Below are 10,838 nucleotides of genomic sequence, written 5' to 3' on the forward strand. Positions count from 1 at the left end.
GACCGCCTACAAGGTGAAGCCGTGGACCGAGGAGAAAAGCTGTGAGCACCGAGAACGAGGGCACCGCGGTACCCCCGGCCCCGTCCGCACCTCCCGTGCCGGTGGATTCTCCCGCTGCCTCCGCGCCGGCCCCGACGCACGAGCCGGCCGCGGCACCGGCGGAGACCAACGCCCCGGCCCCCTCGGCCGAGACCGCCGCCGACAACGCCCCGACCACCCAGCTGCCGCCGGTCCCGCCGACGGCACAGCAGCCTCAGTCCGAGCTGGTGTCCACGGGGGTACCCGGCTACGCGGCGAGCCAGGGCCAGGTGCCCGGCGGCGGATACGGCCAGGCACCGGGCGGCGCTTACGGCCAGGCACCCGGTGGTCCGGGCGGGCCCGCCGGTCCGGGCGGGTCCTCCGCGCCGGACGCCTCCTGGCCGCCCCCGCCGCCGCCCGCCGTCCCGTCGTACGCGGACAACGGGGCCGCCGCCGGCGCGTACGGGGACAGCGCCGGCGCGTACGGCACCGCGGGCTCCGCCGGAGGCGCCGGTGGCACGGGTGGTCCCGGCGGCCCGGGCGACGGCGGCTGGGGCTCCTCCTGGCAGCAGACGCAGCAGCCGGCCCCCAAGCCGGCGGGCAACAAGCGCGGCGGCCTGATCGCCGCGATCCTCGTGGCCGCGCTGGTCGCGGGCGGTGTCGGCGGCGGCATCGGCTACACGCTCGCCGACCGCAACGACAACTCCACGGGCTCCACGACCGTCTCGGCCTCCCAGAACGGCGGAGACGTCAAGCGCGCGGCCGGCACGGTCGCCGCCGTGGCGTCCGCGGCGCTGCCGAGCACGGTCACCATCGAGGCGTCCGGCAACGACGGCGAGGGCGGCACGGGCACCGGGTTCGTCTTCGACAAGGAAGGCCACATCGTCACCAACAACCACGTGGTGGCGGAGGCCGTCGACGGCGGCAAGGTGTCGGCCACCTTCCCCGACGGCAAGAAGTACGACGCCGAGGTCGTCGGCCACGCGCAGGGCTACGACGTGGCGGTCATCAAGCTGAAGAACGCCCCCTCGAACCTGCGGCCGCTGACGCTCGGCGACTCCGACAAGGTCGCGGTGGGCGACTCGACGATCGCGATCGGCGCCCCCTTCGGCCTCTCCAACACGGTCACGACGGGCATCATCAGCGCCAAGAACCGTCCGGTGGCCTCCAGCGACGGCTCCTCCGGCAGCAAGGCCTCCTACATGAGCGCCCTGCAGACCGACGCGTCGATCAACCCGGGCAACTCCGGCGGCCCGCTCCTCGACGCGCGGGGCAACGTCATCGGCATCAACTCGGCGATCCAGTCCGCCAGCAACGGCAGCTTCGGCTCCGGCCAGGCGGGCTCCATCGGCCTCGGCTTCGCCATCCCGATCAACCAGGCCAAGAACGTGGCCCAGCAGCTGATCAGGACAGGCAAGCCGGTGTACCCGGTGATCGGCGCCTCGGTCTCCCTGGAGGAGGGCACGGGCGGAGCGAAGATCACGAACTCGGGTGAGGGCGGCTCGGACTCCATCACCCCGGGTGGGCCCGCCGACAAGGCCGGCCTCAAGCCCGGTGACGTCATCACCAAGCTCGACGACCACGTCATCGACAGCGGCCCCACCCTCATCGGCGAGATCTGGACCCACCTCCCCGGCGACAAGGTGACTCTCACGTACACCCGCGACGGCAAGACCCGCACGGCGGACGTCACGTTGGGGGAGCGCCAGGGCGACAGCTGATCGGGGACGCGGACACCGATCGCCGGCCGGGCGCGGGGCACCCTGGAACAGGGGGTGCTCCTGGCGCCCGGCCGCCGCGTTGACTCCTGCTGTCGCGGGCGCTCCACGGCCTCGGCGTCCTCGCCGGCGCCGTAGCACCGCCGACGCCCGGTACGCTGTACCCGCTCCGTCCCTGGTGGGCCGGGGCGAGGTGGGTTGCCCGAGCGGCCTAAGGGAACGGTCTTGAAAACCGTCGTGGCGCGAGTCACCGTGGGTTCAAATCCCACACCCACCGCCAGGTGAAGCGGCCCCTGACCAGGTCATATGGTCAGGGGCCGCTCGCTGTTCCGTGCCTGCTCGTCAGCGTTGTCCCCCGTGGTCTGCTGCTGGATCGGGCACGCGTGCGGCACGCGAGGTCTGGTGCGGAGCGGTGAACCGGGGCGGGCGAATTACTGCCGTAACAACGCTTACGGGGTTCTGATGGGGTGCCGGAATCGTCAGCACCGGTGGCAGAAGCTCAAGATGATCGTTCTGCGCAGCAAGGCAGGAGACTTAAGCCGTGCCGTCTTCCCCACGGCGAAGGAGAAGTTCAATGCCGTGCCCGCCGCCGGAGGTCTACTCTCGGCTATCGCGGCGGTGATCGTACCTGCGGTTACGGGAAAGTGAAGTCACCGTGCTTACGCAGTGTGACTACCAGCGCACGCTGCTCCTGCTTCCCTCTGCCTCCTGGCCGGGCACTCTCCGGCTGGTCGGGTATCTCGTGCAACGCTTCGATCTGCCGCTCGGCGCGGGGGCATGCGGCCATCACTCCGCTTGGCTTCTCACGGCTACTCCTGGTCGTCGGCTCTCTGCCCAACCGTTCGCATGGCTGACGGGAACCAGTCCGGTGGTGCCCAGGACCGGGCCTTGGACGTCGGTCGTGCTGTCTGGGGGAACCGCGTAACGGCAGTGGACCTCGGTGATCGTCAGCACCTCCAGCGAGGTCGGGGTGCCGGGCTCCGAGATGCGGGGCGGGGGAGCGGCGCGGATTCTGGTGGGGAGGGGGTCTACAGCAGAGGGAGCCGCTATGTCTGTGATGGGCAAGCTCAAGCAGATGCTGAAGGGGCATGAGGAGCAGGCTGGGCAGGGCATCGACAAGGCCGGTGACTTCGTCGACGGACGGACGCAGGGGAAGCACAGCGGTCAGGTCGACTCGGCGCAGGAGAGGCTCAGGCAACAGCTGGGCTCGGATCAGGCGGGGACAGGGCAGCCCGACGCCGGTCGCCCCGATGCCGGTCGCCCCGATGTCGGTCGGCCTGATATTGGTCGGCCCGACATCGGGCGTGAGGAACCGCCTCGGTGAAAGTTCCCGGCGGCTAGGGGCGCGTCTCAGTCCGCCTCGGTCTCGGCCTCGTCCTCCTCCGGCGGGGCCGACTCGCGTGCCGCGATGATTTCCGTTTCGTACTGGTCGATGACCTGCTCCGCGGTGCGGCCCGTGCACTTGGCCACCTCGTCGATGGCGACGACCGCCCAGTTCGCCAAAGAGAGCGCGAAGGCCAGGAGTTGGTCGTCGCCGTAGGCCCGCTTGACCGTCAGGAGATACATGAGGTTCAGGTAGGGCACGAGATCGGGTTCGGAGACCTGGCCCGTGCTCGTGCGCAGCAGTTCGATCGTGGTCTCGGTCGCCTCCGCGCGGAGTGGGAGCAGTCGGTCCCGTTCCCGATGGACCTCGGCGAGCATGTCCCGACGGTCCCGGCGGAGTTCCCTGTCCAAGTCCAAATCGTGCCTCCGGAGCGGCTGTTCCTCCCACGGGCCGGGCCACGCCGGACCGCCGCACCCTCAGTTCTTCCAACCACCGGCGTCCCGAATCGTGGGTGTGACGGCCCCCGCCTCACCCCGCCCCCGCCCCTCGCGCCAGCCCCGTCACCCACCACCCCTCGACATCCGCGCCGCCGAGGCGATCGTCGATCTCGCCTCCCGTTCCGGCAGGCCCGTGCGTACGGCGGCGTCGATCAGGGCGTTCGTGAGCTCGGGGCCGAGGCCGTTCTCGTAGGCGCGGCAAGCCGCCCAGAACAGGCGGGTGTTGCGTTGCCCCTCCTGGGCGGTCAGGACGAAGTGGACGAGGCCGTGGCCGTCGCCCTGGCCGCCCGTCGTCCGGGAGACACCCGTGCGCGGTGGCGGCAGCAGGAGCCGGAGCAGGGCCGGTGGGCAGGGGGCCGGGGGGAGGTGGGACGTGCCGGGGGCCGCGGTGTAGGCGCCGTGATCGGTGCGGGAGCCGGGACCGACGAGGTAGCCGCCGGCGCCGCGGATGTCGATGCCGGGGGCGAGGCGGCTGGCGGAGTTGGGGACGGCGACGTCGGGTGGGCCGGTGAGCCAGAGGTGGCGGCCGCCGCTGGGCGTCAGCACGACGACCGTCTCGGGGATCGTGAAGAGGTGGCGCAGGGCCAGTTCACGCAGGGCCGCCGAGGAGTCCGTACCGGATTTCGTGTCGAGGTCGACGCCGATCAGGTGGTGGGGGTGGACACCGCAGGCGATGCCGTAGCCGGTGGCCCAGGGGGCGGCGGCGAAGAGCTCGCGGATGCGCCGGGGGTCGGTGGAGGCGTCGTACACGCCGTGGCCGAAGCGCCCGCACTCCCCATGACAGAGGGGCGGGGCGGGGGGAGAGACAGAGGCAGGGGCCGAGGGGGAGGTGGGAGTGGGGGACGAGGTGGGTCTGTGGGGGGAGCGTAGGGCCGGGAGCTTGGTGCGGGACAGGGGGATCACCGCCAGTCCGCGTTCGGCGGCGGAGAGCGCGTGTGCCAGGGCCAGGGTGCTGGCCTGCCGGTCCGTGGTGGCCATACCTCCATGTTCGTACGCATGTTCGATAAAGGGAAGGGGGTTCGGGGTGCGCTTTCGGCCGTCGGGGCTCCGCTCGCGGGTCGGCCGGAAATGTGCCGGAACGCTTCGCCTCTTGTCTCGCTTGATCTTGCGTTCGGTTGCCGAGGTCATCCCGGCTGAACTGGGAGTTCCTTGATCAAGAGGGGTTTATCGACTTGTCATCACGCTTCAGGGGGAATGGGAGCTTCCGTGGTGGTTCGCCGGGGATTCGGTGGGCAACTCTTGAGTCGCGACGTCGAAGACACGAAGACACGAAGACCCGGAGACACGCACCGAGACGGTCGGCCAACTGCCTCGGCGCAACCCGTACTTGTGTGAAAGGCCCTGGAGGAAATGCACATGGCAAGCATCCGTACCGCCCGCGTTCTCGCCGCCGTCTCGGCGCTCCCGCTCGCCGCCGCCCTGTTCACCGGCGTCGCAACGGCCGACAACGGCTCCTTCGCGGACAACGGATCGAACGCCGGCGTGGCGAACATCGTCGGCAGCGGTGTCGGCCACGACAACAACGGCAACGCGTCGACCTCGCAGCAGCAGGCGAACGGTTCGGGCGCCTCGAACCAGAACAACACCGCCCAGGTCAACGGCTCCGGCTTCACGGCCATCGATCAGGACAACGCGGTCGTCAGCTTCACCCACCTCTGGTGAGCCGGGCGAGGGCGGCCGGTCGGGCCGGGGGTGGATGGATGAGGTCACCCCGGCCCCGAGGCCGCCGCCCTCGGGTGAAGCAGGACGTGTGGGGACACGTTCGTGGGGTGTGACACGCCTGTGCGGCGGTGCTTCGGCACCGCCGCACAGGCGTTTTCGTCGTGGGGCGCGGGCGTTCGCACGTCGCACCGCGGCGACCTTGACAGCCGTGGCGGCGGACCCTCAATCTGACGGACAGTCAGAAACGTCGGAGGGGGCTGCTCCACGATGGTCGAGGACCTGTCCGTACGGCTCAAGGCCTACGAGGGGCGCCCGGCCGTCCTCGGCGGCCGTGGCAAGGATCCCGTCAACTCGCCCATGATCCGGCACTGGTGCGAGGCCATGGGGGACACCAACCCCGCATACACCGGCCCGGACGCCGTCGCACCGCCGACCATGCTCCAGGTGTGGACGATGGGCGGACTGAGCGGCCACGAGACCCGCTCACCGGCGTACGACGAACTCCTCGGGCTGCTCGACGGCGCCGGATGCACCTCCGTCGTCGCCACCGACTGCGAGCAGGAGTACCTGCGGGCGCTGCGGCCGGGGGACGAGATCATCTTCGACTCGGTCATCGAGTCGGTGTCCGAGCGGAAGACCACCAGGCTCGGTACCGGGTACTTCGTCACGACCCGGATGGATGTGCGGGTGGGCGAGGAACTCGTGGGCACCCATCGCTTCCGGATTCTCAAGTACGCGCCTGCCCACGCACCCAGGACGCCGTCGCCCGGGACGCCGGCGCACCGGACGCCACCCTCCACGGCGTCCCCGCCCCAGGAGCGGCCCCGCCGCCCCCGCCCCGTCGTCAATCGCGACAACGCCGGCTTCTGGGAGGGGGTTTCACAGCACCGCCTGCTCATCCAGCGCTGCGCCGACTGCGCCACGCTCCGCCTCCCCTGGCTGCCCGGCTGCAACGCGTGCGGTTCGGCCGCGTGGGACACGGTCGAGGCGAGCGGCGAGGGGGTCGTGTACTCGTACGTCGTCATGCACCATCCGCCCTTCCCGGCCTTCGATCCGCCGTACGCCGTCGGGCTGGTCGAGCTGGCGGAGGGGGTGCGGATGGTCAGCAACGTCATCGGGGTGCCGTGCGACGAGGTGCGGATCGGGCTGCCCGTACGGCTCGAGTTCGTGCGCTGTGACGAGGAGTTGGAGCTGCCGGTGTTCCGCGCGGCCGAGGAGGGGGTGGTGCCGGCGTGAGGGTCCGGGCCGGGGACGTGATACCGCCGCTGGAGATCGAGATCACCCGCACGCTCGTCGTCGCGGGGGCGATCGCCTCGCGCGACTACCAGGACGTGCACCACGATCCGGAGCTGGCGCGGCGGCGTGGGTCGCCCGATGTGTTCATGAACATCCTGACGACGAACGGGCTGGTGGGACGGTACGTCACCGACCACTTCGGCCCGGACGCCGTCCTGCGCAAGGTGGCGATCCGGCTGGGCGCACCCAACTACCCCGGCAACACGATGGTGTTGACCGGCACGGTCGAGGCGACCGACGGCGCGAGCGTCACGGTCAAGGTGATCGGCGACAACGGCGTCGGGCGGCACGTCACCGGCACGGTGACCCTGACCTTGAGGGAGGCGGGGTGAGCATACGGGCCAGGGACGGGCTCGGCGGGCGGGCCGCCGTCGTCGGCATCGGCGCGACCGACTTCTCCAAGGACTCGGGGCGCAGCGAGCTGCGGCTCGCCGTGGAGGCGGTGCGCGCGGCGCTCGACGACGCGGGACTGGCGCCGGCGGACGTGGACGGCATGGTGACGTTCACGATGGACACGAGCCCGGAGATCACGGTCGCGCAGGCGGCCGGCATCGGTGAGCTGTCCTTCTTCTCCCGTGTCCACTACGGCGGCGGTGCCGCGTGTGCGACCGTGCAGCAGGCGGCGCTCGCGGTCGCCACGGGCGTGGCGGAGGTCGTGGTCTGCTACCGGGCGTTCAACGAGCGCTCGGGGCGGCGGTTCGGATCGGGCGTACGGCACCGGGAGCCGTCGGCGGAGGGGGTGGCCCTGGGCTGGACGCTCCCGTTCGGGCTGCTCACCCCCGCCTCGTGGGTCGCGATGGCGGCGCAGCGCTATCTCCACGCGTACGGGCTGACCCCGGAGGCGTTCGGGCACGTGGCCGTGGTCGACCGCAGACACGCGGCGACCAACCCGGCGGCGTACTTCCACGGCCGCCCCATCACCCTCGACGAGCACGCGGCCTCGCGCTGGATCGTCGAGCCGCTGCGCCTGCTGGACTGCTGCCAGGAGACGGACGGCGGCCAGGCCCTCGTCGTCACCTCGGTGGAGCGCGCTCGGGACCTGCCGAGGCCGCCCGCCGTGGTCGTGGCCGCCGCCCAGGGCGCGGGCCGGGCGCAGCAGCAGATGACCGGCTTCTACGACAGCGATCTCACCGGGCTGCCGGAGATGGGCGTCGTCGCCCGGCAGCTCCGGCGGACCTCGGGCCTGGGCCCCGACGACGTCGACGTGGGCATCCTGTACGACCACTTCACGCCGTTCGTGCTGATGCAGTTGGAGGAGTTCGGGTTCTGCGGGCCGGGCGAGGCGGCGGACTTCGTCGCCGAGGAGCGGCTGCCGCTCAACACCCACGGCGGGCAGCTGGGCGAGGCCTATCTGCACGGGATGAACGGCATCGCGGAGGCCGTACGACAGCTGCGGGGCACCTCCGTGAACCAGGTCGCCGGCGCGGAGCGGGTGCTGGTCACCGCGGGGACGGGGGTGCCCACCTCGGGGTTGGTGCTGGGAACGGACGGGTGAGCGGTCCGGACGGGGCGGCTGAGGGGAGCTTCGGGCATCCTTGGGGCCGGTGGGACGGGCGCCGTACACCGTGGGCAGGTGGTTCTCAGGGGTACACCCTCAGTACCTGGGGGCTGTTCATCCACCTTCAGTAGGTGAGGTCCGCCCCACTCCTACAACCTGAGGGGGATTCGTCTTCGGGACCTGCGGCCGATCCGCCGGGCGGGGCCCGCTCCTAGCGTGGAGCCATGACCACACCCGTCTGCACCAGCGCTTCGCAGGCCGCTGCACCAGTGCCGCGGACCCTGTCGACCTCGGCCCGCTCGCACTCGGCCCGTTCGCACTCCAACCGGCCCACCCTGCCGGGCCTGACGGACCTGTCGTACCCGTCGTTCTCGGCGTACGTGAAGGCCCGCCAGCCGGTGCTGCTGCGGACCGCCCGGTCGCTGACCGCGAACCCGTGCGACGCCGAGGACCTGCTGCAGACCGCGCTGGCCAAGACGTATGTCGCCTGGGAGCGCATAGAGGACCACCGGGCCCTCGACGGCTATGTCCGCCGGGCGTTGCTGAACACCCGGACGTCCCAGTGGCGCAAGCGCAAGGTGGACGAGTTCGCGTGCGACGAGCTGCCGGAGCCCGACGGGGTCCAGGCCGCCGACCCGGCCGAGCAGCAGGCGCTGCACGACGCGATGTGGCGGGCGATCATGAAGCTGCCGGCGCGGCAGCGGGCCATGGTCGTCCTCAGGTACTACGAGGACCTGAGCGAGGTCCAGACGGCCGAGGTGCTCGGTGTCTCGGTCGGCACGGTGAAGTCGGCGGTGTCCCGCGCGCTGGGCAAGCTGCGCGAGGACCCCGAGCTGGAACCCGTGCGATAGCGCGTTCGTTGGGCTGTCATGTGGCTCCCGCGTCCGGTTCCTCATCCGGCTCCGTGCCTGGGTCTCGGGTCTCGGGTCTCGGGTCCTCGTCCCGTGCCCGCCTCCGGCGCCGTATCCGTCCCGGTACCGGCTCTCCGGACGACTCTCTCTGATCGATCATCCTGACAGCTAGTGACATACCGAGCGGTATGTGAGCAGAATCAGCGCAACCGTTACCACCGCGTAGGCAGAGCCGCCCCGGGAGGACGCCGTGCTGAGCACCATGCAGGACGTACCGCTGTTGATCTCCAGGATCCTGTCCCATGGGTCGAGCATCCACGGGACGTCGCAGGTGATCACCTGGACCGGCGAGGGCGAGCCCGACCGCCGCTCCTACGCCGAGATCGGCGCCCGCGCCGCGCAGTTGGCCCACGCCCTGCGCGACGACCTCGGCGTCGACGGTGACGAGCGGGTCGCCACCCTCATGTGGAACAACGCGGAACACGTCGAGGCGTACTTCGCGATCCCCTCCATGGGCGCCGTCCTCCACACCCTCAACCTGCGGCTGCCCCCGGAGCAGCTCGCATGGATCGTGCACCACGCGGCCGACCGCGTGATCATCGCCAACGGTTCGCTGCTCCCCCTCCTCGCGCCGCTCCTGCCGCACCTCAAGCCGGTGGAGCACGTCGTCGTCGCCGGGCCCGGCGACCGGTCGCTGCTCGCCGGGGCGAGCGTCCAGGTGCACGAGTACGAGGACCTGATCGCCGGCAAGCCGACCACCTACGACTGGCCCGAGCTGGACGAACGCACCGCCGCGGCCATGTGTTACACCTCCGGCACCACCGGCGACCCCAAGGGCGTCGTCTACTCCCACCGCTCGATCTATCTGCACTCCATGCAGGTCAACATGGCCCAGTCCATGGGCCTGACGGACGCGGACCTCTCGCTCGTCGTCGTCCCGCAGTTCCATGTCAACGCCTGGGGTCTGCCGCACGCGACCTTCATGACCGGCGTCAACATGCTGATGCCGGACCGCTTCCTGCAGCCCGGCCCGCTCGCCGAGATGATCGAGACGCTGAAGCCGTCGCACGCCGCCGCCGTGCCCACCATCTGGCAGGGCCTGCTCGCGGAGCTGACCGCCCGCCCGCGCGAGGTCTCCTCGCTCACCCAGGTGACCATCGGCGGTTCGGCCTGCCCGCCCGCCCTCATGGAGGCCTTCGACAAGCTGGGGATGCGCGTCTGCCACGCCTGGGGCATGACGGAGACCTCCCCCCTCGGCACGATCGCCCGGCCGCCGGCCCATGTGGAGGCCGACTCGCAGGAGGAGCTCGCCTACCGCCTCACCCAGGGCCGCTTCCCGGCCTCCGTCGAGGCCCGCCTCACCGGTCCCGGCGGAGAACGCCTGCCCTGGGACGGCGAGTCCGCCGGTGAGCTGGAGGTCCGGGGCCCCTGGATCGCGGGTGCCTACTTCGGCGGCCAGGGCGCGGAACCCATCCGACCCGACGACAAGTTCAGCGAGGACGGCTGGCTGAAGACGGGAGACGTCGGCACGATCAGCCCCGACGGCTTCCTCACCCTCACCGACCGCGCCAAGGACGTCATCAAGTCCGGCGGCGAGTGGATCTCCTCCGTCGAGCTGGAGAACGCGCTCATGGCTCACCCGGACGTCGCCGAGGCCGCCGTCGTCGCCGTCCCGGACGAGAAGTGGGGCGAGCGCCCCCTCGCCACGGTCGTGCTGAAGGAGGGCTCCACCGCCGACTTCGCCGCCCTGCGTTCCTTCCTCGCCGACGAGGGCCACATCGCCAAGTGGCAGCTCCCCGAGCGCTGGACGATCATCGAGTCGGTGCCGAAGACAAGCGTGGGCAAGTTCGACAAGAAGGTACTGCGGAGGCAGTACGCGGAGGGCTCGTTGGACGTGACGCAGATCTAGGACGCGTCGCGGTCAGCCGAACAGCAGCAGTCGGGGCGGGGTTTGAACTGTAAAAACCCCCCCCC

The 10,838-nt window shown here is 71.0% G+C and carries 9 protein-coding genes, 1 tRNA gene and 1 pseudogene; 9 read left to right on the forward strand and 2 right to left on the reverse strand.

Annotation, left to right across the window (positions count from 1 at the left end):
* Positions 1-41: 41 nt before the first annotated feature.
* The 3 genes and pseudogenes from RM704_RS11220 to RM704_RS11230 form a co-directional block, all read left to right on the forward strand.
* The gene (locus tag RM704_RS11220; RefSeq protein ID WP_033530723.1) at positions 42-1,739 is read left to right on the forward strand and encodes a S1C family serine protease; all 1,698 of its coding nucleotides are present in this window, start codon (positions 42-44) and stop codon (positions 1,737-1,739) included.
* Positions 1,740-1,928: 189 nt separating this feature from the next.
* A tRNA-Ser gene (locus RM704_RS11225) sits at positions 1,929-2,016 on the forward strand.
* Positions 2,017-2,784: 768 nt separating this feature from the next.
* Positions 2,785-2,985 (forward strand): annotated as a pseudogene (locus RM704_RS11230) (antitoxin); the annotation flags it as partial.
* Between the two features lie 101 nt (positions 2,986-3,086).
* Here the strand turns inward: RM704_RS11230 and RM704_RS11235 are convergent.
* Together RM704_RS11235 and RM704_RS11240 are read right to left on the reverse strand one after the other, a co-directional pair.
* On the reverse strand, positions 3,087-3,470 hold the full coding sequence (locus RM704_RS11235; RefSeq protein WP_052146383.1) for a hypothetical protein: 384 nt from the start codon (positions 3,468-3,470) through the stop codon (positions 3,087-3,089).
* A gap of 150 nt (positions 3,471-3,620) precedes the next feature.
* Positions 3,621-4,535 carry a bifunctional DNA primase/polymerase gene (locus RM704_RS11240; RefSeq protein ID WP_033530724.1) on the reverse strand — a complete coding sequence of 305 codons (915 nt, stop codon included), beginning with the start codon at positions 4,533-4,535 and terminating at the stop codon, positions 3,621-3,623.
* A 378-nt stretch (positions 4,536-4,913) separates the two neighbouring features.
* On the opposite strand from RM704_RS11240, the gene RM704_RS11245 reads away from it, so the two are divergent.
* The 6 genes from RM704_RS11245 to RM704_RS11270 all read left to right on the forward strand — a co-directional run bounded on the left by RM704_RS11245 (position 4,914) and on the right by RM704_RS11270 (position 10,773).
* A complete protein-coding gene (locus tag RM704_RS11245; protein ID WP_033530725.1) occupies positions 4,914-5,219 on the forward strand; it encodes a hypothetical protein in 306 nt (101 codons plus the stop codon).
* A 267-nt stretch (positions 5,220-5,486) separates the two neighbouring features.
* Positions 5,487-6,455, forward strand: coding sequence for a bifunctional MaoC family dehydratase N-terminal/OB-fold nucleic acid binding domain-containing protein (locus RM704_RS11250; RefSeq protein WP_033530726.1), 969 nt, complete (start codon positions 5,487-5,489; stop codon positions 6,453-6,455).
* Positions 6,452-6,847 (forward strand): MaoC family dehydratase, encoded by a 396-nt coding sequence (locus RM704_RS11255; RefSeq protein ID WP_033530727.1) that lies wholly within the window; start codon positions 6,452-6,454, stop codon positions 6,845-6,847. Before RM704_RS11250 ends, RM704_RS11255 begins: the two co-directional genes overlap by 4 nt.
* Complete coding sequence (locus RM704_RS11260) at positions 6,844-8,010, forward strand: lipid-transfer protein (protein ID WP_033530728.1); 1,167 nt, start codon at positions 6,844-6,846, stop codon at positions 8,008-8,010. The genes RM704_RS11255 and RM704_RS11260 overlap by 4 nt, the downstream gene beginning before the upstream one ends.
* 227 nt (positions 8,011-8,237) lie before the next feature.
* On the forward strand, positions 8,238-8,864 hold the full coding sequence (locus tag RM704_RS11265) for a SigE family RNA polymerase sigma factor (protein ID WP_033530729.1): 627 nt from the start codon (positions 8,238-8,240) through the stop codon (positions 8,862-8,864).
* 250 nt (positions 8,865-9,114) lie between these two features.
* Entirely contained in the window at positions 9,115-10,773 is a 1,659-nt protein-coding gene (locus tag RM704_RS11270; RefSeq protein ID WP_033530730.1) for a long-chain fatty acid--CoA ligase, read from the forward strand.
* Positions 10,774-10,838: the final 65 nt, after the last annotated feature.

The organism is Streptomyces gottesmaniae, from assembly GCF_031845845.1.
GTDB lineage: Bacteria > Actinomycetota > Actinomycetes > Streptomycetales > Streptomycetaceae > Streptomyces > Streptomyces akebiae.